The organism is Streptomyces sp. NPDC091292 (genome assembly GCF_044757265.1).
In the GTDB taxonomy this organism is placed as follows: domain Bacteria; phylum Actinomycetota; class Actinomycetes; order Streptomycetales; family Streptomycetaceae; genus Streptomyces.
The window spans coordinates 1-22,010 of record NZ_JBIVUQ010000023.1 but is presented as its reverse complement, the minus strand read 5'-3'; the positions used below and the strand labels follow the sequence as shown (position 1 = coordinate 22,010).

Genomic DNA, 22,010 nt, shown 5'->3' with positions numbered 1-22,010 from the left:
GCGGTTCGCGTACCGGGGTGTCTGATGGTGGGCCGTGAGCACCGAACCCACGGCCCCCACCACCCACGCCGTCGAGACGGTCTTCCGGATCGAGTCGCCCCGCATCATCGCGGGCGTCGCCCGGATCGTGCGGGATGTCGGCATCGCGGAGGAGCTGGCGCAGGACGCCCTGGTCGCCGCCCTTGAGCAGTGGCCGGAATCAGGCGTCCCGGACAACCCGGGCGCCTGGCTCATGGCCACGGCCAGGCGGCGCGCGATCGATCTGGTACGGCGCCGGGAGACGTACGCCCGCAAGCTCGCCGAGGTCGGCCGTGACCTGGAGACCGCGCCGCCCGCGCCCGACCCGGGTGACCTGGTGGACGATCCGGACGCCATCGACGACGACCTGCTGCGGCTCGTCTTCACGGCCTGCCATCCCGTGCTCTCGCCCGAGGCCAGGACCACGCTGACGCTGAGGCTGCTCGGCGGCCTGACCACCGCCGAGATCGCCCGCGCCTATCTGACGGCCGAGGCGACCGTCGCGCAGCGCGTCGTCCGCGCCAAACGCACCCTCGCCACCAAGGGCGTGCCCTTCGAGGTACCGACAGGACCGGACCGGGACGCCCGGCTGGGTTCGGTGCTCGACGTCATCTACCTCATCTTCAACGAGGGGTACGCGGCGACGGCCGGCGACGACTGGCTGCGGCCCGCGCTCTGCGAGGACGCGCTGCGCCTCGCCCGGGTCCTCGCGGGGCTGATGCCGAAGGAGCCCGAGGTGCACGGCCTCGCCGCGCTCCTGGAGATCCAGGCCGCGCGCGCCGCCGCCCGCACCGGACCCGGCGGCGAACCGGTCCTCCTCAAGGACCAGAACCGCTCCCGCTGGAACCAGCCGCTGATCCGGCGCGGATACGAGGCGCTGGCCCGCGCGGAGTCCGTGGCCGGCGAGGGAGCGCCGGGCCCGTACGTCCTCCAGGCCGCCATCGCGGCATGCCATGTGCGGGCGGTGCGGTACGAGGAGACCGACTGGCGGCGGATCGCCGCGCTGTACGGGATCCTCGCCGTACGGGCGCCCTCACCGGTCGTGGAGCTGAACCGCGCGGTCGCCGTCTCGATGGCCGAAGGACCGGCGGCCGGACTCGCCCTGGTCGACGCCCTGTCCGCCGAACCGGCCCTGAAGGACTACCACCTGCTGCCGAGCGTACGGGCGGATCTGCTGGCGCGGCTGGGCCGGGACGCGGAGGCGCGTACCGAGCTGGAACGGGCCATCGCGCTCACCCGCAACGAACCGGAACGGAAACTCCTGCGGGCGCGCCTGACGGGCCTCTAGACGCCGATTCGGGGGCACCCCGGGTGCGCCCGGCTGTCCCAGTGGACCGCCTACTCCACCCCCACCGACTCGAACCGCCACCGATGCACCGCGCGCCGCACCAGCGCCGCGTCCGGCTCCGGAATCTCCGGCAGGTCGTCCTCGTACGCGGCGTGCCACCACGTGATGACGAGGACCCGGTCGCCGGGGGCCGAGAAGGTCTCCCGCCGCACCGGTTCCGCCGCGAGCCCCTGCTCCCGTACCCACGCGAGCAGCTCCGCGCCCCGGCCCGGCGCCGCCGCGGCCTCCCACATCAGTGCGACCGTCATGAGTACAGGTTGTCCTTCGCCACCTCGTGCACGTGGTCGTGGTCGTGGCTGTGGTCGTGGCTGTGGTCATGGGCGCGGCCCGGCACGTGCGGGTCCGTCACCGGGAGCGACGAGTCCGCGGACAGGTCCCAGTCGGACGCCGCCCGCCCCCGCGCCACCATCTCCGCGCCGAGCGCGGCGACCATCGCGCCGTTGTCCGTGCACAGCTTGGGCCGGGGCACCCGCAGCCGGATACCGGCCGCCTCGCAGCGGTCGGCGGCCAGCGCGCGCAGCCGCGAGTTCGCCGCGACCCCGCCGCCGATCATCAGATGGTCCACGCCCTCGTCCTTGCAGGCGCGCACCGCCTTACGGGTCAGCACATCGACCACGGCCTCCTGGAAGGACGCGGCGACGTCCCGTACCGGCACATCCTCACCGGCGGCCCGCTTCGCCTCGATCCAGCGCGCCACGGACGTCTTCAGACCGGAGAAGGAGAAGTCGTACGGGGCGTCACGCGGGCCGGTGAGTCCGCGCGGGAAGGTGATGGCGGACGGGTCGCCCTCGCGCGCGTACCGGTCGATGACGGGACCGCCCGGGAAGCCCAGGTTCAGGACGCGGGCGATCTTGTCGAACGCCTCGCCCGCCGCGTCGTCGATCGTCGCGCCCAGCGGCCGGACGTCCGAGGTGATGTCGGTGGACAGCAGCAGCGACGAGTGCCCGCCGCTCACCAGGAGCGCCATCGTCGGCTCGGGCAGCGCGCCGTGTTCGAGCTGGTCGACGCAGATGTGCGAGGCGAGATGGTTGACGCCGTAGAGCGGCTTCCCGAGCGCGTACGCGTACGCCTTCGCCGCCGACACGCCCACCAGGAGCGCGCCCGCGAGCCCGGGACCGGCGGTCACGGAGATGCCGTCCAGGTCGGAGGCGGCGACCCCGGCGTCCTTCAGGGCGCGCTCGATGGTCGGCACCATCGCCTCCAGATGCGCCCGCGAGGCGACCTCCGGTACGACACCGCCGAAGCGGGCGTGCTCGTCGACGCTGGAGGCGATCGCGTCCGCGAGGAGCGTGGTGCCGCGCACGATGCCGACTCCGGTCTCGTCGCAGGAGGTCTCGATGCCGAGGACGAGCGGTTCGTCCCGGAGGGCGCGGGCGGGGCGGGAAGCACGGGGGGCGGGGGGCGAGTCAGCCATGGGTCGCGGTTCCTTGTACGTCGGTGCCGGGCGCCGTGGTCAGGCGCATGACCAGGGCGTCCACATTGCCGGGCTGGTAGTAGCCGCGCCGGAAGCCGATGGGTTCGAAGCCGAAGCGTTCGTAGAGCCGCTGGGCGCGCGTGTTGTCGACGCGCACCTCCAGCATCACCTCGGCGCACTCGAATGCCGTGGCGTACTTCAGCAGGTCCGCGAGCAGCAGCGACCCGAGGCCCGTGCCCCAGTGGTCGCGGGAGACGGCGATGGTCTGGACGTCGCCCACGACGGAGGGCCCGTCCTCGGTCCCGGTACCGGCCGCGGCGAACCCCGCGTACCCGACGATCTCGCCGCCGGACTCGGCCACGACATAGCGGCGGGTGGAGCCCGCCCCGCGCGCGTGGGCCAGCTCGGACCAGAACATGCCGCGGGACCAGGCGTCGTCGGGGAACAGGGCGCGTTCCATGGCGAGCACCGGATCGATGTCCCACCAGCGCATCTCGCGCAGGGCGACGGTCGCTTCGGCGGTCACTTCGGGGTGACCACCTTGTAGTTCTTGGGTACCTGCGCGTCCGGGCGGCGCAGATAAAGCGGGCGCGGCGGCGGCAGGTCGTCCCCGGCGCGCAGCCGCTCGGCGGCGAGCGAGGCGAGCGCGGCGGCCGACACGTGCTCGGGGCCGCGCGCGTCCGGGAAGGTGTCCGGGTACAGCAGCGCGCCCGCGCCGACGGCGGGCAGGCCGGCGACCTCGGCCGCGATGTCGGCGGGCCGGTCGACGGCCGGTCCCGACACGCGCGTACGGGCGTCCGCGTACCGGGCCCAGTAGACCTCCTTGCGGCGCGCGTCCGTCGCGACGACGAACGGCCCGCCGAGGCCGCTGTGCGCAACCTCGTACGCGAGCGCGTCGAGCGTGCACAGGCCGTGCACCGGCACGCCCAGGGCGAGCCCGAAGGTGTCCGCGGTCATCAGTCCGACCCGAAGGCCGGTGTAGGGCCCCGGGCCCGTACCGGCGACGACGGCGGTCACCGACGAGAGTTTCAGCCCGGCGTCGGCGAGCACCCGGTCGACGGCCGGAAGCAGCAGTTCCCCGTGCCGGCGGGCGTCCACCTGGCTCGACACGGCGACGACGGACGCACCGTCGTGCAGGGCGACGGTGGTGGCGGGGGTGGCGGTATCCAGAGCGAGCAACAACACACAAACAGCCTACGGCTCCGGCGGCGGGGGCACGGCCGCCCCGGTCTGCCCGGTGGTGGCTGCTACCGTCGGCGCTGACGGGCAGCAGGTGCGGTACGGGAGCGGTACGAGAGGTGGGCACGGTGGCAAGGAGCAGCTCGGGATTCGTGGCCGGGCTCACCGCGGTGGCAATCGCCGCGGTCGCCTTCCTCGCCTATCAGGCGTCGGCCCAGGTGCCCGACACTCTCGGCAAGCCGAACGCCGGCAAGTCGCCGTCGGCGACCAAGTCCCGGCCGCACAAGGACAAGAAGAACCCGACGGCACTGCCCGCCGAGACGGGCGCCGGCGAGCGGGTGGTGTACTCGCTGGACGACGACCGGGTGTGGCTGGTCGGCGGGAACGGCAAGGTCCGGCGCACCTTCAAGGTCCAGCCGAGCACGGTCGACCCACTGCCCGGCACCTACAGCGTCACCTCGCGCTCGGGCTCGGTCGCGGGGTCCGACGGCACGCCGATCGAGCACGTGGTGCGGTTCGCGTCGGTCGGCGGGGTCGCGATCGGGTTCAGCGCGGCGGTCGACGGCTCGACGCCGGAGCCGGACCCGGACAAGAAGACGGGCGGCATCCGCGAGACCCGCGAGGACGGCGACGCGATGTGGGAGTTCGCGGGCGTCGGCGCGAAGATCGTCGTGATCCCGTAGTCAGGTCGTAGGGGCGGGTCGGTCGTACACATCACGCGTACGGATGACCCTGCGGGCGGCCGTGCGGTTACGCGGCTTCCGGGTGCTCCTCGGACCGCTCCGCCGGGCACTCGGTCGCGGGTTCCGGCTCGGGCTCGGGTCGCGCCGGGGGCGTCGACACCTCTTTCGCGGCGGCACAGGACGCCAGCAGGTCGCTCATCGCCACGCCGGACGGCGCGGGGTGTTCGGTGGCCGACATGGATGCCTCCTGAAGCTGAGGGGGCAGACGCGGTTAGGTAGACCTAACCAGGTACCGGTCTCCATACGACCACGCCCGGCCGCCGCAATGCAAGAATTTACCGACGCCTTGTCGGAACGTTCGGGCGAACGTACGAGCCTGAGGCGCTCAGACGGCCAGTCCGGCCAGCTCACCGGCGGTCCACCGGGCCCCGAACCCCTTGACGGTGACCTCGCGCACCTCGTCCGCCGTGTCGGCCGTATCGGGCACATCGGCCGTGTCGCCCGCGCCGCCGACCGTCCGCCCGATCACGACGTGCAGCCGGTCGTCCGACAGATCCTCGACCTTGCCGTCGCCCCACTCGACCACGATCACGGACTCGGGCAGCGACACATCGAGGTCGAGGTCCTCCATCTCGTCCAGGCCGCCGCCCAGCCGGTACGCGTCCACGTGCACCAGCGGCGGTCCGTCGCCCAGCGGCGGGTGCACGCGCGCGATGACGAAGGTCGGCGAGGTGACGGCACCGCGTACGTTCAGGCCTTCGCCGATGCCCCGGGTCAGCGTGGTCTTGCCCGCGCCCAGCTCGCCGGTGAGCATCACGAGGTCGCCGGGGCGCAGCACCCCGGCGAGCCGACGGCCGAGCGTGCTCATCCGCTCGGGCGAATCGACGGTGAGCTGGAGGGTGACGGGAGCGGTGGGGGTGACGGGGTCAGCCGGCGCCGGGTGTGGTGGACGTTCCATAACCGCCCACGGTAGCCCCCGCCGGGACCGCGCCGACGCGCGTCAGCAGGTCCGCGAGCCGGTCCGTGACCACCTCGGGGTGCTCCAGCATCACCAGATGCCCGGCGTCCGGTACGAGGACCAGCTCGGCGTCCGGCAGCAGATCGGCGATGGCCTCACTGTGCTCGCTCGGCGTGACCAGGTCCTTGTCCCCGGCGAGCACCAGCACGGGCAGCTCCGCGAAGTGCGCGAGCGCTGCCGTCTTGTCGTGGTCGGTGAAGGCCGGATAGAACTCGGCGACCACGTCGATCGGCGTGCCCTCGATCATCCGCTCGGCGAACCGCGCCACCGCCGGATCCACGTCCCGCGACGCGAACGAGTACCGCTTGATCACCCCCGCGAACAGATCCGCCGTGGCCCGCCGCCCCCGCTCGACCAGCTCGGCCCGTTGCCCCAGCGCCTTGAGCACCCCGGGCAGTACCCACCGCACGGCGTTGACGCCCGCCGTCGGCAGCCCGTAGTTGACCTCGCCGAGCCGCCCGGACGACGTACCGACGAGCGCCACACCGACGACCCGTTCGCGTACGAGATCGGGGTACTGGTCCGCCAGCGCCATCATCGTCATGCCGCCCATGGAGTGGCCCACCAGGACGAGCGGGCCCTCGGGGGCCGCCGCGTCGATGACGGCCTTGAGGTCGCGGCCGAGCTGGTCGATGGTGACCGGCGCTCCGTCCCGCGTCTGCGCCTCCCCGCGCGCGGACCGTCCATGGCTGCGCTGGTCCCAGTGGACCGTACGGACGACTCCGCGCAGGGCCGCCCGCTGGAAGTGCCAGGAGTCCTGGTTCAGGCAGTAGCCGTGGCTGAAGACGACGGTGACGGGCGCGGGCGCGCGGCGGCCGAAGAGGCGCCGGCGGCGCGGGGCGAGTCCGGCGTCGGGCTCGACCTCGTCCACCTCGTAGTACAGCTCGGTGCCGTCGTCGGCGACCGCCTTGCCCGGCGTGCCGCGCAGCGCTCCGTAGGGCCCGGTCGAGTCGAGCGCGAGCTGTGCCTTGCGGCGCATCCCGCGCCCCACGGTCATCCGCTCCAGCGCCACACCGGCCGCCGCGCCCGCCGCGACCACGCCGATCGCGGCGCCCGCGATACCGGCCCGGCGCCAGTTCCCGGCCGCCGTGGCCGCCCCCGCGACGACATCCGCGCTGCTCTCGCTCACCTGCCGCTCCCCTTCGCCCCCGGTGCGCCCACGTCGGTGGGTGCGCCCTCGTCGACGTAGACGCGCGGGACGCGGGATCCGATGCGGGTGACGATCTCGTACGCGATGGTGCCGGCCGCCTGCGCCCAGTCCTCCGCTGTCGGCTCGCCCCGGTCGCCGGGGCCGAACAGCACGGCGTCGGCGCCGACCGGGGGTTCGTCGCCGCCGAGGTCGACCACGAACTGGTCCATCGCGATCCGCCCGGCGACCGTACGCCACTTGCCGCCGACGAGTACGGGGCCGGTGCCGGAGGCGTGGCGGGGGATTCCGTCGCCGTAGCCGAGGGGGATCAGGCCGAGGGTCGTGTCGCCCGGGGTGACGTAGCGATGGCCGTAGCTGACGCCGTGCCCGCCGGGGACGTGCTTCACCAGCGCGAGGGACGCCGTCAGGGTCATCACCGGGCGCAGCCCGAAGTCGGCGGGGGTGCCGCACTCGGGGCTCGGCGAGATCCCGTACATCGCGATCCCCGGGCGGACCAGGTCGAAGTGTGCGTCGGGCCGGGTCAGGGTGGCCGGCGAGTTCGCGATGTGCCGCACGTCGGGCCGGGCCCCGCGCTCCTCGGCGTACGCCACCAGCTCGCGGAACAGGGTCAGTTGGGCGTCGATCGAATCGTGGCCCGGCTCGTCGGCGCACGCGAGGTGGGACCAGAGTCCGGTGATCCGCAGCAGCCCCGCCGACTCGGCGCGCAGCGCCTCGGTGACCAGTTCGGGCCAGTCCGCGGGCTGGCAGCCGTTGCGCCCGAGGCCCGTGTCGGCCTTGAGCTGGACCTTCGCCGGGCGCCCCGCGGCACGGGCGGCGTCGGCCACCTCACGCAGCGCCCACAGACCGCTCACCGAGATGTCGAGGTCGGCCTCGATGCCCTCACGGAAGGGGCCGCCCGGGGTCCACAGCCAGCACATCACGCGGGCACGGTCGGGGCCGATGCCTCCGGCGCGCAGGGCCAGCGCCTCCTCCGGGGTGGCCGTCCCGACCCAGGTCGCGCCGGCGTCGACGGCCGCCCGCGCGCACGCCAGCGCGCCGTGGCCATAGGCGTCCGCCTTGACCACGGCCATGAAGGCCGCGCCGGACGCACGCGCGCGCAACGCCCGCACATTGCCCCGCAAGGCCCCCAGATCGATCAAAGCCCCAGCACGCAAACTCCCACTCCCACTCATCCCCCTCAGTCTCTCACCGCCCACCCGAAACCAAGGGCCCCCGACCTGCCGGACCCCGGCAATCGTCCCGAAACGCACCCACCCTCGTCCCCGCACCGGCCGCACCCCGCACCCCGCACCCACCTCGTACCCGCACCCGTCGTACCCCGTACCCGTTGTGGGCAGGCGTTCCGCACGACACCCACCCACCCCGCACCCCGCACCCCGCACCCCGCACCCACCCTCGTACCCGCACCCGTTGTGGGCAGGCGTTCCGCACGGCGGAACGGGTGGGCACAACCCCATCCGACGGTGCCCCGTAATCAAGTCCCGCCCATCACCCCCGCCCATCACCCCCGCACACCTACCGCCGCCACAACTACCCCCGAACATCCCGCCAAGCCCGAGGCAACGCCTCAGCCACATCATGCGCCCCGACAGGAGCCCCCTCAGCGGCGAGCCGACCCGCGAGCCCATGCAAATACGCCGCCACAGCCCCCGCATCCCCCGCCACCAACCCCGCCGCCAACAAAGACCCCCCAAGCCCCGACAACACATCCCCACTCCCCGCCGTGGCCAACCAGGCCGTCCCGGTCGGATTCACCCGCACCACCCCCCTCCCCCCGGCCCCCACCACCAAAGTCGTCGCCCCCTTCAACAGCACCGCCGCCCCATACCGCCCCGCCAACTCCCGCACCGCCCCCAACCGAGCCCCCTCGACCTCCCCCCGCTCCACCCCGAGCAGAGCCGCCGCCTCCCCGGCATGAGGAGTGAGCAGCGTCGGCGCCGACCGCCCCCGCACCACCGCCCGATCCGCGAGCCGCAACCCGTCCGCGTCCACCAGCACCGGCACATCCGCCGCCAGCACCTCCGCCACGGCCTCCGCGTCGTCCCCGATCCCGGGCCCCACCACCCACGCCTGCACCCGCCCGGCCTTCGACGGCGGCCCGTCGGACACCAGCGCCTCGGGGAACCGCGCGATCACCGCGTCCGCCCGCGACCCCACATACCGCACGGCCCCCGCCCCACCCCGCAACGCCCCCGCGACCGCGAGCACCGCGGCCCCCGGATACCGCGCCGACCCCGCGACGATCCCCACCACACCGCGCCGGTACTTGTCACTCTCGGCCCCCGGCTCCGGCAGCAGCCGCGCCACCTCCGCGAACTGGAACGCCTCCAGCTCCGGTTCGCCCGGCAGTTCGAGACCGATCTCGACCAGCCGCACCGCGCCCGCGTACTCACGGGCCGGATCGATCAGCAGCGCCGGCTTGTACGTCCCGAAGGTCACCGTCACATCGGCCCGCACTGCGTCTCCGTGGACCTCGCCCGTGTCCGCCTCGACCCCGCTCGGCAGGTCGACGGCGACGACGACGGCGTCCGACCGGTGGGCCGCGTCGGCGAGTTCGGCCGCGCGGGGGCGCAGTCCGCCCTTGCCGCCGATCCCGACGATGCCGTCCACCACGAGACCGGCCGCCGCGATGTCGGATTCCGGGTCCGTGGAGACCCGGCCGCCGGCGCGCAGGAACGCCGCGAGGCCGGCGGCGTGGGTGCGGTCGGCGGCGAGCAGGACCGCCGTGACCGCCGCGCCGCGCCGCGCCAGCCGGGTGCCGGCGTAGAGGGCGTCGCCGCCGTTGTCACCGGAGCCGACGAGAAGCGTGGTTCTGGTCCCGTACACGCCCCCCTGGAGGTCGGCGCACGTCGCGGCCAGCCCCGCCGCCGCCCGCTGCATGAGGGCCCCCTCGGGAAGCCGCGCCATCAACTCCCGCTCGGCAGCCCGAACCGTCTCCACGCCGTACGCAGTCCGCATACCCCCGAGTCTCCCGTACGAAGACGGCCCCCGCCTTGTCCGGGGCGCCGGAATCACGCCTCCGCGACGACCACCGCCGAAGCCACCCCCGCGTCATGGCTCAACGACACATGCCAGGACGTCACCCCCAGCACCGCCGCCCGCGCGGCCACCGTCCCGCTCACCCGGATCCGGGGCTGCCCCGACTCCTCGACCCACACCTCCGCGTCCGTCCAGCGCAGATCCCCCGGCGCCCCGAGCGCCTTCGCCAGCGCCTCCTTCGCGGCGAACCGGGCGGCGAGCGAGGCGATCCCCCGCCGCTCCCCGCTCGGCAGCAGCAACTCCCGCTCCACGAAGAGCCGCTCGGCCATTCCTGGCGTGCGCTCCAGCGCCGCCCGGAACCGGTCGATCTCCGCCACGTCGATCCCCACCCCGATGATCACGGCGTCACTCCACCGTCACGGACTTGGCGAGGTTCCGGGGCTGATCCACCTCGTTGCCCCGGGCGGTGGCGAGTTCGCAGGCGAACACCTGGAGCGGCACCGTCGACACCAGCGGCTGGAGCAGCGTCGGCGTCACGGGGATCCGGATGAGGTGGTCGGCGTACGGCACGACCGTCTCGTCGCCCTCCTCCGCGATGACGATGGTGCGCGCACCCCGCGCCCGGATCTCCTGGATATTGGAGACGATCTTGTCGTGCAGGACGGAGCGCCCGCGCGGCGACGGCACCACGACCACCACCGGCAGGTCCTCCTCGATCAGCGCGATCGGCCCGTGCTTCAACTCCCCCGCCGCGAACCCCTCGGCATGCATGTAGGCGAGTTCCTTGAGCTTGAGAGCACCCTCAAGGGCGACCGGATAGCCCACATGGCGGCCCAGGAACAGGACCGTGTCCTTGTCGGCGAGCGACCGCGCCAGGGCCCGGACCGGTTCCATGGTCTCCAGGACCCGCTCCACCGCGTCGGAGATCTTCGCGAGGTCCCGGATGACGGCCTGGATCTCGTCGCCCCACTTGGTGCCGCGCACCTGCCCCAGATACAGCGCCACGAGATAGCAGGCGACGAGCTGTGTCAGGAACGCCTTGGTGGAGGCGACGGCGACCTCGGGCCCGGCGTGCGTGTACAGCACCGCGTCGGACTCGCGGGGAATCGTCGACCCGTTGGTGTTGCAGATCGCCAGCACCTTGGAGCCCTGCTCGCGGGCGTGCCGCAGGGCCATCAGGGTGTCCATGGTCTCGCCGGACTGCGAGATGGCGATGGTGAGGGTGCGCGGGTCGAGGATCGGGTCGCGGTAGCGGAACTCGCTGGCCAGCTCCACCTCGCAGGGCATCCTCGTCCAGTGCTCGATCGCGTACTTGGCGATCAGCCCGGCGTGGAAGGCGGTCCCGCAGGCCACGATGACGACCTTGTCGACCTCGCGGAGCACCCCGGTCGCGATCCGCACCTCGTCCAGGGTCAGCGCACCCGACGCGTCGATCCGCCCCAGCAACGTATCGGCCACGGCCTTGGGCTGCTCGGCGATCTCCTTGAGCATGAAATAGTCATAACCCCCCTTTTCGGCCGCCGATGCGTCCCAGTCCACGTGGTAGGACCGCACATCGGCGGGCCTGCCGTCGAAGTCGGTGACCGTCACTCCGTCCCGCCGAAGCTCGACCACCTGGTCCTGCCCCAGCTCGATCGCCGACCGCGTGTGGGCGATGAACGCGGCGACGTCCGACGCCAGGAAGGACTCACCCTCTCCAACGCCCACCACCAGCGGGGAGTTCCGCCGCGCGCCCACCACCACATCGGGTTCGTCGGCGTGCACCGCGACCAGCGTGAACGCGCCCTCAAGCCGCCGGCACACCAGCCGCATCGCCTCCGCGAGGTCCGCGCAGCCGGAGAACTCCTCGGCGAGCAGATGCGCGACGACCTCGGTGTCCGTCTCGGACAGCAGTTCGTGCCCGCGCTCCGCCAACTCGGCGCGCAGCGCGGCGAAGTTCTCGATGATCCCGTTGTGGACGACCGACACCCGGCCCGCGTTGTCGAGGTGCGGGTGCGCGTTGAGGTCGGTGGGTCCGCCGTGGGTGGCCCACCGGGTGTGCCCGATGCCCGTGGAACCGGCCGGCAGGGGCCGTTCGAGGAGTTCCTTCTCCAGATTGACGAGCTTGCCCGCCTTCTTCGCGGCGGCAAGACCCCCGTCCGCGAGGACGGCGACGCCCGCCGAGTCGTAGCCCCGGTACTCCAGCCGTTTCAGGCCCGCGAGTACGACATCGAGTGCCGACTGCGACCCCACGTATCCCACGATTCCGCACATGGCCCGCAGCCTACGGCGCCGCTCAGCGCTCCTCGGCGATCCGGTCGAGCGCGTCCCGCAGCAGGGTGAGGTACTCCACCTCTTCGCACCGCGGCTTACTGCCCCTCACATACAGGTCGAGACAGTCGTCGAGGTACTCCCCCAGGTCCTCGTCGGGCAGTTCGACGGCCAGTTCGCTGTGCACGAGCCCGGCGATGTCCGGGGCACGGGCCCCGGTGACGGGTCTGCGGCGTACGAGATCACGCAGGCGTACGGGCATGGCGCCCCTTCCAGAGTTCCGGGGGCGGCTCCGACCCCGGCTCCGGGGAACGTATCCGCCGCTCCCCGGGCCCGACCACCCCCCGGACGGACCGGAAACACCTGTCCCGAAACATGCACCGCACACCGAGCCATCACCGCAGCCCCACAGCGCGGGCACCGAACCAGCACAGTTCAGCCATATGCCTCGGCACCGAGTGACATAACCCACCCTGCCGTCCCGCCATACAGCCGTAACAATGAAGGGTGATCTCCCCGGTCTCTTCGCCGCCACGAAGCGCCCACCGGCCCCGGCCGGAGGCGACTCCCTACGTCGATCTCACCCGGGCGGAGTGGAGCGCGCTGCGCGACAAGACGCCCCAGCCGCTCACCGCCGACGAGGTGGAGCGGCTGCGCGGCCTCGGCGATGTCATCGACCTCGACGAGGTACGCGACATCTATCTGCCGCTGTCCCGCCTCCTCAACCTGTACGTCGGCGCCACCGACGGGCTGCGCGGCGCCCTGAACACGTTCCTCGGCGAGCAGGGCTCCCAGTCCGGGACCCCGTTCGTCATAGGCGTCGCGGGCTCCGTCGCCGTCGGCAAGTCGACGGTCGCCCGGCTCCTCCAGGCGCTCCTTTCCCGCTGGCCGGAGCACCCCCGGGTCGAACGGGTCACCACGGACGGCTTCCTGCTGCCCATGAAGGAGTTGCAGGCGCGCGGCCTGATGTCCCGCAAGGGCTTCCCCGAGTCGTACGACCGCCGCGCGCTGACCCGTTTCGTCGCGGACGTCAAAGCGGGCCGGAGCGAGGTCACGGCGCCGGTGTACTCGCACCTCATCTACGACATCGTCCCCGGCGAGCGGCTGACCGTGCGCCGCCCCGACATCCTCATCGTCGAGGGCATCAACGTCCTCCAGCCCGCCCTCCCCGGCAAGGACGGCCGCACCCGGGTCGGTCTCGCGGACTACTTCGACTTCAGCGTGTACGTGGACGCCCGGCCCGAGGACATCGAGCGCTGGTACCTGAATCGTTTCCGCAAGCTGCGGATGACGGCGTTCCAGGACCCGTCCTCGTACTTCCGGAAGTACACCCAGGTCTCCGAGGAGGAGGCCCTGGACTACGCCCGTACGACCTGGCGGACCATCAACAAACCGAACCTGCTGGAGAACGTGGCACCCACGCGCGGCCGGGCAACCCTGGTCGTCCGCAAGGGCCCGGACCACAAGGTGCAGAAGCTGAGCCTGCGCAAACTGTGACCGCCGTACCTGCGCACGCGGTGACCGCCGCACCTGCGCACGCGGTGACCGCCGTATCCGCGCAAGCGGTGACGTCTACGCTGCCCCCATGCTGCATCTGCGTCTGATCACACCGGCGGACCGCACCGACGAGGTGGTCCGGCTGATCGAGGACACCGTCGGTACGACTCATCTCGCGGTGCTCCCGGGGGCCGCCCGCAATCCGTCGGGCGACGTGGTGATGTGCGATGTCGCGCGCGAGGCGGGCGACGAACTCATCGGCGGGCTGCGCGCGCTGGGCGTCGACGACACCGGTTCCATCGCCGTCGAGTCCATCGACCTGTCGCTGTCGAAGGCGGCCGACGAGGCGGAGGAGGAGGCGCCGGGCGAGGGCGCGGACGCCGTGCTGTGGGAACAGTTGCGGGAAGTGACGCACGAGGAGTCGACGCTCACCGTCACCTATGTGGCGTTCCTCGCGGTCGCGACGATGATCGCGGCCTGCGGTGTGATGCTCGACAACGCGATCCTGATCGTCGGCGCGATGGCCGTCGGCCCGGAGTTCGGGCCGCTCGCCGGGATCTCGACGGCGCTGGTGCAGCGGGCCCCCCAACTGGTGGCGCGCTCGATGTGGGCGCTGCTCGCGGGGTTCGCGGCGGCGATGGCGCTGACCGCCGGATTCAGTTGGCTGCTGGACACGCTCGGTCTGTTCACGCGGGACATGGTGGAGGCGGCCCGGCCGAACACGTCGTTCATCTGGAAGCCGGACTGGATGTCGTTCGTCGTGGCGCTCCTCGCCGGTGTCGCCGGGACGCTCTCGCTGACCTCGGCGAAGTCAGGGGCGCTGATCGGCGTCGCGATCTCGGTGACGACGGTGCCGGCCGCGGCGAACGCGGCGGTGGCCTTCAGCTACCGCGACTACGAGCAGACGTGGGGCTCGACCCTCCAGCTCCTGGCGAACCTGGGCGGCATCGTGCTCGCCGGAACGCTGACACTGCTGGCGCAGAAGGCGTTCTGGGCTGTGCAGCGCTCCCGCGCCGCCGAACGAGAGGCGTGAGGCGCGCGGAACGAAACAAACGGAATGAAGTGAGCGCCGCCGCAGTACGACGACGCTCCCCTCTCCATCGGTCGGCGGATCAGCCGAGCGCCGACTTCACCACATCCGCCAGCCGCCCCGCGACCGACCGGGCCTGGTCGATGTCGGCGGCCTCCACCATGACGCGGACCAGCGGCTCGGTGCCCGACGGCCGGAGCAGGACGCGTCCGGTCGAGCCGAGTTCCCGCTCGGCCTCGGCGATGGCGGCGGCCAGCTCGGCGGAGGTCTGGACGCGGGACCTGTCGACGTCGGGGACGTTGATGAGGACCTGCGGCAGCCGCTGCATGACGGCGGCGAGGTCGGCGAGCGTACGTCCCGTGGCGGCGACCCGGGCCGCGAGCAGCATCCCGGTCAGGGTGCCGTCGCCGGTCGTCGCGTGGTCGAGGACGATGACATGCCCGGACTGCTCGCCGCCGAGCGCGTACCCGTGCTCCTTCATCTCCTCCAGGACGTACCGGTCGCCGACCGCGGTCTGCACGAACGCCAGGCCCTCGCGCTCCATGGCGAGCTTGAAGCCCAGGTTGGACATGACCGTGGCCACGACGGTGTCGGAGCGCAGCTCGCCCCGCTCCCGCAGCGCCAGCGCGAGCACGGCGAGGATCTGGTCCCCGTCCACCTCGGCACCGGTGTGGTCGACGGCCAGGCACCGGTCGGCGTCGCCGTCGTGCGCGATCCCGAGGTCGGCGCCGTGCTCCTGTACGGCGGCCTTCAGCAGGTCGAGGTGGGTGGAGCCGCAGCCGTCGTTGATGTTGAGGCCGTCCGGCTCGGCGCCGATCGTGACGATCTCGGCACCGGCGCGCGCGAACGCCTCCGGCGAGACCCGGGCGGCGGCGCCGTGCGCCTCGTCGAGGACGACCTTGAGCCCGTCGAGCCGGTTCGGCAGGACACCGATGAGATGGGCCACGTACTGGTCGAAGCCCTCGGCGTAGTCCTTCACCCGGCCGACGCCGGCGCCGGTGGGCCGCTGCCACGACTCCCCCGTACGCTGCACCGTCTGCTGGGCGTACTCGGCCTCGATACGGTCCTCCAGCTCGTCGGCGAGCTTGTGGCCGCCGCGGGCGAAGAACTTGATGCCGTTGTCGGGCATCGCGTTGTGACTGGCGGAGAGCATCACGCCGAGGTCGGCACCCAGGGCGCCGGTGAGATACGCCACCGCGGGGGTGGGCAGCACACCGACGCGCAGCACGTCGACGCCCGCGCTCGCGAGGCCCGCGACGACCGCGGCTTCCAGGAACTCCCCGGACGCACGCGGGTCTCTGCCGACCACCGCCGTTGGGCGATGTCCTTCAAAGCTGCCCGCCTCGGCGAGTACGTGTGCCGCTGCCACGGAGAGCCCGAGCGCCAGCTCGGCCGTCAGATCCGCGTTGGCGACACCGCGCACGCCGTCCGTGCCGAAGAGTCGTCCCACTGGTGTCCTCCGAACTTTCGCAATCCTCGAAGAAGCGTCGGAAATCATCCGAGCATGCAAACCTTTGAGCGTCTTGTGCCGTTATACGCCCACAACCGCGATAAACGAACGCCCCGACAGCACACAGCGTGCCGCCGGGGCGAGCGAATGAAGCATTTGGATGCACGGAGGGGGCAGACGCCCCGTGAAAGGCGCCGCAGGCGCCTCCCTAAGGGGTGCGGGGAACTGCGCACCCAGCCACGGCGAACCCGCAGCCGACCGACAACAGAAGCCCCACGAACCGCGCAACCGAGCGGAGTGTTACCGCTTGCTGTACTGCGGAGCCTTACGAGCCTTCTTCAGACCGGCCTTCTTCCGCTCGACCGCACGGTCATCGCGGCGGAGGAATCCGGCCTTCTTGAGGGCGCCGCGGTTGTTCTCGACGTCGGCCTCGTTCAGCGCGCGGGCCACGCCGAGGCGCAGGGCACCGGCCTGACCGGAGACGCCGCCACCGGCGATCCGGGCGACCACGTCGTACCGGTCGTCCAGCTCCAGCACCTTGAACGGCTCGTTGACTTCCTGCTGGTGCACCTTGTTGGGGAAGTAGTCCTCAAGGGTGCGACCGTTGATCTTCCACTTGCCGGTGCCCGGGACGATCCGGACGCGGGCGATGGCGTTCTTACGACGGCCCAGACCTGCGGCCGGCTGGGGGTCACCGAAGCGGCCCGCGAGGTCCGAGGACTCCGCGGCGTACTCGCCCTCGACGGGGACCTCGGTCTCGGTGGTGTACTGCTCTACGTCGACAGTCTCGTCAACGGTCTCGTCGAGAGGCTGCTCGGCGGTGGTCTCGGCCACGATTCTCCTCAGATTCTGTTCAGTCTTAGGGGGTGGCCGGACTTACTGCGCGACCTGGGTGATCTCGAACGGCACCGGCTGCTGGGCAGCGTGCGGGTGCGTGTCGCCCGAGTAGACCTTCAGCTTCGAGAGCATCTGACGGCCCAGGGTGTTCTTCGGGAGCATGCCCTTGACGGCCTTCTCGACGGCCTTCTCGGGGTTCTTGTCGAGCAGCTCGTCGTAACGCACGGAGCGCAGACCACCCGGGTAGCCGGAGTGGCGGTACGCCATCTTCTGCGTGCGCTTGTTGCCGGACAGGTGCACCTTGTCCGCGTTGATGATGATGACGAAGTCACCGGTGTCGACATGGGGCGCGTAGATCGGCTTGTGCTTGCCCCGGAGAAGGGTGGCGGCAGTCGTCGCCAGACGGCCCAGGACGACGTCCCGGGCATCGATGACGTGCCACTGGCGAGTGACATCGCCGGGCTTGGGGCTGTACGTACGCACGGTTCGTAGCCTTCGCTTCTTCAGTGAGTGGGTCCTGACAAGGCCACCACGGACGATCACGACAGCCCTGGCCGCACGTCGGTGACGCAACCGAGTGCTTGCCGCTGGTCATCGGCCCGGTGGACCGGTGTAAGGGCCCCTCACGTGAGAATGAGAAAGCCAATACACATAACGAACATGCAGAATACCCGCGCTGCCCCGTACGGGTCAAAACGGCGCCGAGTGCTTCTACCACCGCCCAGAGTACGGGGCCACCCGACACAGCAGAAACCGAGCCGAACCATCCGCCCGCCCCGGCCCGCCCCGGCCAACGCTATCTGTCCAACCTGGCTGTGGGCAGCTGTTCCGCTGGGGCGGAACGGGTGGGCACAGCCCCAAGTGCCGGGCGCCCCGGACAATCACGTTGCGTCACGACACCGGCACCCCTAACACCCCGTACCGCCACAGTCACCGCCAAAACACAAAGCGTCACCGCGTCCCGGAACGCCCGCCGAGTCCCCGCCTCCAGCCCCGGCCAGGAAACCCCCGGCACCTGCGGCACCATCGCCAGCCAGAACCACGGCGACCGCGCCACCGCCCCCTCCCGCAGCACCCCGGCCACCAGCACCGGCACCACGACCAGCAGATAGTGGTCGTACGACGGCCGCGACACCAGAAACGCGGAAAGCATCACCATCGCCCCGGCCTCCCCCACCCGCTGCGCCCCGTCGCCCCCACCCCGCCGCCACCGCCCCCACGCACACCACACCCCGACCCCCGCCCCCACGACAGCCACCAGCCCCGCCCCGGCCTCCGGCACCCCGAGCCGCGGCAGCACAGCCGCGGGCGACGCCTCATACAGCCGTACGAACTCGTCCCGCCCGCTCAACAGGAACGGCAGCGTCCGGGTGAGGAACCCGGCCGGATCCGGCATCACCAGCGCCGCGAGCACCGAGCCGACGATCGGCACCCCCACCATCGCGGCCAGCGCCCCCGGCCGCCGCGCGAACACGAACAGCAACGCGACCGGCACCAGCAGCGGCTTGACCGCCACCGTCACCCCGATCACCACCCCGGCGGCCGTCCACCACCCCCGATGCGCGAGCAGCAGCGCGAACGGCAGCACCGCCACCGCGGCCACCGTCCAGTTCCCGAGCGCCACCAGATGCCCGAACGGCGCGAAGCCCACGGCGAGCCCGAACAGCCCGAGCACCGCGAACCGGCTGCGCAGCGACTCGCCGTGCAACCGCAGCGCACACCCCCACCCGACGACGAGCGCGGCGACCACCCCGGCCGGCACCGCGTACCGCACCACTCCGACCGGCAACAGCGCCTGCGGTACGGCGGCGAGGACCGCGGCCGGAAGATAGAGGAAGTGCCGGTCGGCGTACGGCGATCCGCCGTCGAGCCAGGTGCGGGCGGCGTGCACGACGATCGCGTTGTCCATCCCGCCGTCCACCGTCACCCGCCCCGCGTGCACGACGAAGGCGGCGAGCACCGCACCGAGCGCCACCCACAGATGCCAACTCGCCCCACCCCTCAACCACCTTTGCCCAGCACTGACCGAATTACCCGAATCATCCGCATACATACGGCTCACGCTAGGCAGCACGGCGAGACGAGTTCAAGGACCCGGCCCTGTCGGCCAGTTCCAGCCGGACCGGGCGGCTCACGGCGTGAACGGGCGGCGCACGGCCCGTCTAAGATGCGCCCCATGAGCTTTGGGCAGGGGGGACCCGAGTGGGGTCCCGGCGCATCCGGCGGCCGGCCGCCACGGTGGGGATCAGGGCCCGGCGCGGGCGGTACCCCGGACTGGGCGGCACTGGCCGACGCGTCGGCGGCGCGCGCCCGCCGCCGGAAGATGCTGTTCATCGGCGGCGGCGCACTCGCGACCGTCGCCGTCGCCGCGGCCGTCGCGGTCGTCGTCGTCTCGGCGAACAGCGGCGACCAGGCGTCCAACAAGCCGTCCGACCAGCTACCGACCGCCGCGGACATCCCGAGCGACACCACCGAGCCCGGCCCGTCCTTCGCCGAGACGAGCGCGCCCCCACCGCTGGATCCCAAGGAATTCATCTCCAGCGCCGACAAGGACAAGGCGCCGCTCAGCCCGGACACGCTCTACCCCGGAACCAAGCTGACCATGGGCGACGCGGTCTACAAGAAGGGCGAGACGGGCAGTTCCCCGAGCTGCCCCGACATCGCCCGCGGCGACCTGAGCAAGGTCCTGAAGTCCAACGGCTGCACCCGGATGATCCGCGCCACCTACACCAAGGACGGCATCGCGGTGACGGTCGGCGTCGCCCTGTTCGACACCGAGGCGAAGGCCACGAAGGCCAAGACCCAGGCGGACAAGGGCAACGTCATCTCCCTGCCCGGCTCCGGCGTCCCCACCTTCTGCCGTACGTCGATCTGCCGCTCGACCGCCAACTCCTACGGCCGCTACGCCTACTTCACGATCGCCGGCTTCACCAACGGCAAGAGCGTGACGGAGAAGGACAGCTCGGTCTTCAAGACGGGCGACGACATCGCCGAGTTCACGTTCCGTCAGATCATCAGGCGCGGCGAGGCCCAGGCATCAGCAGCAGCGAACGCCCCGTAAAGACACCCGCCGACCACACCCGTAACAGCACTGCTCAACAGGGACACCCGGCGACACCGGGCAAGGACCGCTTGTTACGGGCCTCTCGACTGCGCTCGGCCAGCAACTCGTCGGCGGGGTAACCGACTTCCTCCAGGGTCAGCCCATGGGGCCGCACCACATGGACGGCGGAGTCCCGCACCCCGGCGGCGAGCACCTTCCCCGGCCAGTCGGGCGCCCGGTGCCCGTCCCCGACGAACAGCAGCGCCCCGATCAGGGACCGCACCATGTTGTGGCAGAAGGCGTCGGCACGCACGGTCGCGGTGATGATCCCGTCGGCACCCCGCTCCAGGCTCAGCTCCTGAAGCGTACGGATGGTCGTGGCGCCCTCGCGCTTCTTGCAGTACGCGGCGAAATCGTGCTCCCCGACCAGCGCCCGCGCCGCCTCGTTCATCGCGTCGACGTCCAAGGGCCAGTCGTGCCACAGCACATGTCCCCGCAGCAGCGGATCGACACCACCGGGATGATCGGTGACGCGATAGGCGTACCGCCGCCAGATCGCCGAGAACCGCGCGTCGAACCCGGCAGGCGCCTCGGCGACCGACCAGATCCGGACATCCTTCGACAGCCGCCCGGCCAACCGCTTCAACAACTTCTCGCGCTGCGCGTCCCACAGCTCATCGGGCAGATCGACATGAGCCACCTGCCCCCGCGCATGCACCCCGGCATCGGTCCGCCCGGCCACGGTCAACTCGAACGGCACATCCCGAGCCCGCGTGACGGTCCGCAACGCATCCTCGATCTCCCCCTGAACAGTCCGCCGCCCCCCGGCCTGCTTGGCCCACCCGGAAAAACCGGCCCCGTCATAGGAAAGATCAAGTCGAACCCGAACACTCACGAACTCTCCTCCTCAGGCCGACACTCGCGGACGCGAAAACGGGCCCGCCCCCGCAGGGGGCAGACCCGCTCAAGCACAGCGCAGCGTCACGCGTCCTTGGACTCCGGCTTGGCGTCCTCGACGACCTCTTCGGCAGCCGCCTCAACCGGGGCGTCGTCCTTCTTCAGAACGTCGTCCTTCTTGATGGCGTCTTCCTTGACGGCACGCTTGGTCGCCGCCTCGGCCTCGCCCGTGGCCTGCTGCGCCACGGTCAGCGCCTCCACCAGCTCGATGACGGCCATGGGCGCGTTGTCGCCCCGGCGGTTACCGATCTTGGTGATACGGGTGTAGCCACCCGGACGGTTCTCGTAGCGCGGGCCGATCTCCGTGAAGAGCGTGTGGACGACGCTCTTGTCGGTGATGACCTGAAGCACCTGGCGACGGTTGTGAAGGTCACCCTTCTTCGCCTTGGTGACCAGACGCTCCGCGTAGGGACGCAGACGACGGGCCTTCGCCTCGGTGGTGGTGATGCGGCCGTGCTCGAAGAGCGAGCGGGCGAGGTTCGCCAGCAGCAGCTTCTCGTGCGCGGCACTGCCGCCCAGTCGGGCACCCTTGGTGGGCCTCGGCATGGTGTTTCTCCTCGATGTCTGCCCCGGCCGTATCAGGTACCGGGGTCAGTTCCCGCAAAGCGGCTGCCTTGCGGAAGATCTTTTCAGCCCGTCCGGCGTTTGAGGACGAGGCCGCAGGCCGACAAAGACCTCAGCCACCCTCAACCGCCAGACCGCGACTAATACTGCTCGGTCTCCACGAACCCGGCGTCCGCGTCATCGTCCGCGCCGAAGGCGTCCGCGGCGGCCGTCGGGTCGAATCCGGGCGGGCTGTCCTTCAGGGCCAGGCCCATACCGGCGAGCTTCGCCTTGACCTCGTCGATCGACTTGGCACCGAAGTTACGGATGTCGAGCAGGTCCGCCTCGGAGCGGGCGACGAGTTCACCCACGGAGTGGATGCCCTCACGCTTGAGGCAGTTGTAGGAGCGGACGGTGAGTTCCAGCTCCTCGATCGGCAGCGCCAGGTCCGCGGCGAGGGCGGCGTCCGTCGGCGACGGGCCCATGTCGATGCCCTCGGCGTCGATGTTCAGCTCACGAGCCAGACCGAACAGCTCGACCAGGGTCTTGCCGGCCGACGCCATGGCGTCACGCGGACGCATGGCCTGCTTGGTCTCGACGTCGACGATCAGCTT

General features: G+C 71.6%; 24 protein-coding genes. 5 read left to right on the top strand and 19 right to left on the bottom strand.

The window, feature by feature from the left end; all coding sequences use genetic code 11:
* The first annotated feature begins 34 nt into the window (after window positions 1–34).
* Window positions 35–1,306, top strand: coding sequence for an RNA polymerase sigma factor (locus tag ACIQNU_RS37145; protein ID WP_401375079.1), 1,272 nt, complete (start codon window positions 35–37; stop codon window positions 1,304–1,306).
* Window positions 1,307–1,356: 50 nt separating this feature from the next.
* On the opposite strand, the gene ACIQNU_RS37140 is transcribed toward ACIQNU_RS37145, so the two are convergent.
* The 4 genes from ACIQNU_RS37140 to tsaB are packed head-to-tail and all read right to left on the bottom strand — an operon-like array spanning window position 1,357 to window position 3,965.
* Window positions 1,357–1,614, bottom strand: a complete 258-nt coding sequence (locus ACIQNU_RS37140; protein ID WP_401375077.1) for a hypothetical protein — start codon at window positions 1,612–1,614, stop codon at window positions 1,357–1,359.
* Window positions 1,611–2,780 carry a tRNA (adenosine(37)-N6)-threonylcarbamoyltransferase complex transferase subunit TsaD gene (tsaD, locus tag ACIQNU_RS37135; RefSeq protein ID WP_401375075.1) on the bottom strand — a complete coding sequence of 390 codons (1,170 nt, stop codon included), beginning with the start codon at window positions 2,778–2,780 and terminating at the stop codon, window positions 1,611–1,613. Before tsaD ends, ACIQNU_RS37140 begins: the two co-directional genes overlap by 4 nt.
* Window positions 2,773–3,273, bottom strand: a complete 501-nt coding sequence (gene rimI / locus ACIQNU_RS37130) for a ribosomal protein S18-alanine N-acetyltransferase (RefSeq protein ID WP_401375272.1) — start codon at window positions 3,271–3,273, stop codon at window positions 2,773–2,775. The genes tsaD and rimI overlap by 8 nt, the downstream gene beginning before the upstream one ends.
* A 29-nt stretch (window positions 3,274–3,302) precedes the next feature.
* The gene (tsaB, locus tag ACIQNU_RS37125) at window positions 3,303–3,965 is read right to left on the bottom strand and encodes a tRNA (adenosine(37)-N6)-threonylcarbamoyltransferase complex dimerization subunit type 1 TsaB (protein ID WP_401375072.1); all 663 of its coding nucleotides are present in this window, start codon (window positions 3,963–3,965) and stop codon (window positions 3,303–3,305) included.
* 122 nt (window positions 3,966–4,087) lie between these two features.
* Here tsaB and ACIQNU_RS37120 point away from each other — a divergent pair, with 122 nt between their 5' ends.
* Window positions 4,088–4,642 carry a hypothetical protein gene (locus ACIQNU_RS37120; RefSeq protein WP_401375069.1) on the top strand — a complete coding sequence of 185 codons (555 nt, stop codon included), beginning with the start codon at window positions 4,088–4,090 and terminating at the stop codon, window positions 4,640–4,642.
* A gap of 67 nt (window positions 4,643–4,709) precedes the next feature.
* Here the strand turns inward: ACIQNU_RS37120 and ACIQNU_RS37115 are convergent, their stop codons facing one another.
* The 8 genes from ACIQNU_RS37115 to ACIQNU_RS37080 all read right to left on the bottom strand — a co-directional run bounded on the left by ACIQNU_RS37115 (window position 4,710) and on the right by ACIQNU_RS37080 (window position 12,301).
* A complete protein-coding gene (locus ACIQNU_RS37115) occupies window positions 4,710–4,880 on the bottom strand; it encodes a hypothetical protein (RefSeq protein WP_401375067.1) in 171 nt (56 codons plus the stop codon).
* A gap of 147 nt (window positions 4,881–5,027) precedes the next feature.
* Window positions 5,028–5,600, bottom strand: coding sequence for a tRNA (adenosine(37)-N6)-threonylcarbamoyltransferase complex ATPase subunit type 1 TsaE (gene tsaE / locus ACIQNU_RS37110; RefSeq protein WP_401375065.1), 573 nt, complete (start codon window positions 5,598–5,600; stop codon window positions 5,028–5,030).
* Entirely contained in the window at window positions 5,569–6,789 is a 1,221-nt protein-coding gene (locus ACIQNU_RS37105; protein ID WP_401375062.1) for an alpha/beta fold hydrolase, read from the bottom strand. Before ACIQNU_RS37105 ends, tsaE begins: the two co-directional genes overlap by 32 nt.
* On the bottom strand, window positions 6,786–7,982 hold the full coding sequence (gene alr, locus ACIQNU_RS37100) for an alanine racemase (RefSeq protein ID WP_401375060.1): 1,197 nt from the start codon (window positions 7,980–7,982) through the stop codon (window positions 6,786–6,788). Before alr ends, ACIQNU_RS37105 begins: the two co-directional genes overlap by 4 nt.
* A gap of 358 nt (window positions 7,983–8,340) precedes the next feature.
* Complete coding sequence (locus ACIQNU_RS37095) at window positions 8,341–9,768, bottom strand: NAD(P)H-hydrate dehydratase (RefSeq protein WP_401375058.1); 1,428 nt, start codon at window positions 9,766–9,768, stop codon at window positions 8,341–8,343.
* A 53-nt stretch (window positions 9,769–9,821) separates the two neighbouring features.
* A complete protein-coding gene (locus tag ACIQNU_RS37090) occupies window positions 9,822–10,190 on the bottom strand; it encodes a holo-ACP synthase (RefSeq protein ID WP_401375056.1) in 369 nt (122 codons plus the stop codon).
* Between the two features lie 4 nt (window positions 10,191–10,194).
* Window positions 10,195–12,042, bottom strand: a complete 1,848-nt coding sequence (gene glmS, locus ACIQNU_RS37085; RefSeq protein WP_401375054.1) for a glutamine--fructose-6-phosphate transaminase (isomerizing) — start codon at window positions 12,040–12,042, stop codon at window positions 10,195–10,197.
* A 22-nt stretch (window positions 12,043–12,064) separates the two neighbouring features.
* On the bottom strand, window positions 12,065–12,301 hold the full coding sequence (locus ACIQNU_RS37080; protein WP_401375052.1) for a hypothetical protein: 237 nt from the start codon (window positions 12,299–12,301) through the stop codon (window positions 12,065–12,067).
* Between the two features lie 245 nt (window positions 12,302–12,546).
* On the opposite strand from ACIQNU_RS37080, the gene coaA reads away from it, so the two are divergent.
* Entirely contained in the window at window positions 12,547–13,536 is a 990-nt protein-coding gene (coaA, locus tag ACIQNU_RS37075; protein WP_401375049.1) for a type I pantothenate kinase, read from the top strand.
* Window positions 13,537–13,624: 88 nt separating this feature from the next.
* Window positions 13,625–14,569: a DUF389 domain-containing protein gene (locus ACIQNU_RS37070; RefSeq protein WP_401375047.1), complete on the top strand. Its 945-nt coding sequence runs from the start codon at window positions 13,625–13,627 to the stop codon at window positions 14,567–14,569.
* Window positions 14,570–14,648: 79 nt separating this feature from the next.
* Here ACIQNU_RS37070 and glmM read toward each other — a convergent pair whose 3' ends face one another.
* From glmM to ACIQNU_RS37050, 4 genes are all read right to left on the bottom strand, one after another.
* Window positions 14,649–16,016, bottom strand: coding sequence for a phosphoglucosamine mutase (gene glmM / locus ACIQNU_RS37065; RefSeq protein WP_401375044.1), 1,368 nt, complete (start codon window positions 16,014–16,016; stop codon window positions 14,649–14,651).
* A gap of 300 nt (window positions 16,017–16,316) precedes the next feature.
* Window positions 16,317–16,850, bottom strand: a complete 534-nt coding sequence (gene rpsI / locus ACIQNU_RS37060) for a 30S ribosomal protein S9 (protein WP_401375042.1) — start codon at window positions 16,848–16,850, stop codon at window positions 16,317–16,319.
* 42 nt (window positions 16,851–16,892) lie between these two features.
* Window positions 16,893–17,336 carry a 50S ribosomal protein L13 gene (rplM, locus tag ACIQNU_RS37055; protein ID WP_389880120.1) on the bottom strand — a complete coding sequence of 148 codons (444 nt, stop codon included), beginning with the start codon at window positions 17,334–17,336 and terminating at the stop codon, window positions 16,893–16,895.
* Window positions 17,337–17,649: 313 nt separating this feature from the next.
* Entirely contained in the window at window positions 17,650–18,906 is a 1,257-nt protein-coding gene (locus ACIQNU_RS37050; protein WP_401375039.1) for a glycosyltransferase family 87 protein, read from the bottom strand.
* A gap of 123 nt (window positions 18,907–19,029) precedes the next feature.
* On the opposite strand from ACIQNU_RS37050, the gene ACIQNU_RS37045 reads away from it, so the two are divergent.
* On the top strand, window positions 19,030–19,914 hold the full coding sequence (locus ACIQNU_RS37045; RefSeq protein ID WP_401375037.1) for a hypothetical protein: 885 nt from the start codon (window positions 19,030–19,032) through the stop codon (window positions 19,912–19,914).
* A gap of 34 nt (window positions 19,915–19,948) precedes the next feature.
* On the opposite strand, the gene truA is transcribed toward ACIQNU_RS37045, so the two are convergent.
* From truA to ACIQNU_RS37030, 3 genes are all read right to left on the bottom strand, one after another.
* The gene (gene truA, locus ACIQNU_RS37040) at window positions 19,949–20,791 is read right to left on the bottom strand and encodes a tRNA pseudouridine(38-40) synthase TruA (protein ID WP_401375034.1); all 843 of its coding nucleotides are present in this window, start codon (window positions 20,789–20,791) and stop codon (window positions 19,949–19,951) included.
* Window positions 20,792–20,877: 86 nt separating this feature from the next.
* Window positions 20,878–21,399 (bottom strand): 50S ribosomal protein L17, encoded by a 522-nt coding sequence (gene rplQ / locus ACIQNU_RS37035; RefSeq protein ID WP_401375032.1) that lies wholly within the window; start codon window positions 21,397–21,399, stop codon window positions 20,878–20,880.
* 158 nt (window positions 21,400–21,557) lie between these two features.
* Window positions 21,558–22,010 (bottom strand): DNA-directed RNA polymerase subunit alpha C-terminal domain-containing protein (locus ACIQNU_RS37030; protein ID WP_351334669.1); only part of this gene is annotated, 453 nt, incomplete at its 5' end.

Bases quoted from the DNA above. Each gene is read 5' to 3' on its own strand.
- rplQ (WP_401375032.1), bottom strand. From the start codon at position 21,399: ATGCCGAGGCCCACCAAGGGTGCCCGACTGGGCGGCAGTGCCGCGCAC.
- rimI (WP_401375272.1), bottom strand. From the start codon at position 3,273: ATGCGCTGGTGGGACATCGATCCGGTGCTCGCCATGGAACGCGCCCTG.
- alr (WP_401375060.1), bottom strand. From the start codon at position 7,982: ATGAGTGGGAGTGGGAGTTTGCGTGCTGGGGCTTTGATCGATCTGGGG.
- ACIQNU_RS37080 (WP_401375052.1), bottom strand. From the start codon at position 12,301: ATGCCCGTACGCCTGCGTGATCTCGTACGCCGCAGACCCGTCACCGGG.
- ACIQNU_RS37140 (WP_401375077.1), bottom strand. From the start codon at position 1,614: ATGACGGTCGCACTGATGTGGGAGGCCGCGGCGGCGCCGGGCCGGGGC.
- tsaD (WP_401375075.1), bottom strand. From the start codon at position 2,780: ATGGCTGACTCGCCCCCCGCCCCCCGTGCTTCCCGCCCCGCCCGCGCC.
- ACIQNU_RS37115 (WP_401375067.1), bottom strand. From the start codon at position 4,880: ATGTCGGCCACCGAACACCCCGCGCCGTCCGGCGTGGCGATGAGCGAC.
- ACIQNU_RS37095 (WP_401375058.1), bottom strand. From the start codon at position 9,768: ATGCGGACTGCGTACGGCGTGGAGACGGTTCGGGCTGCCGAGCGGGAG.
- ACIQNU_RS37045 (WP_401375037.1), top strand. From the start codon at position 19,030: ATGAGCTTTGGGCAGGGGGGACCCGAGTGGGGTCCCGGCGCATCCGGC.
- ACIQNU_RS37050 (WP_401375039.1), bottom strand. From the start codon at position 18,906: ATGTATGCGGATGATTCGGGTAATTCGGTCAGTGCTGGGCAAAGGTGG.
- tsaE (WP_401375065.1), bottom strand. From the start codon at position 5,600: ATGGAACGTCCACCACACCCGGCGCCGGCTGACCCCGTCACCCCCACC.
- glmS (WP_401375054.1), bottom strand. From the start codon at position 12,042: ATGTGCGGAATCGTGGGATACGTGGGGTCGCAGTCGGCACTCGATGTC.
- ACIQNU_RS37070 (WP_401375047.1), top strand. From the start codon at position 13,625: ATGCTGCATCTGCGTCTGATCACACCGGCGGACCGCACCGACGAGGTG.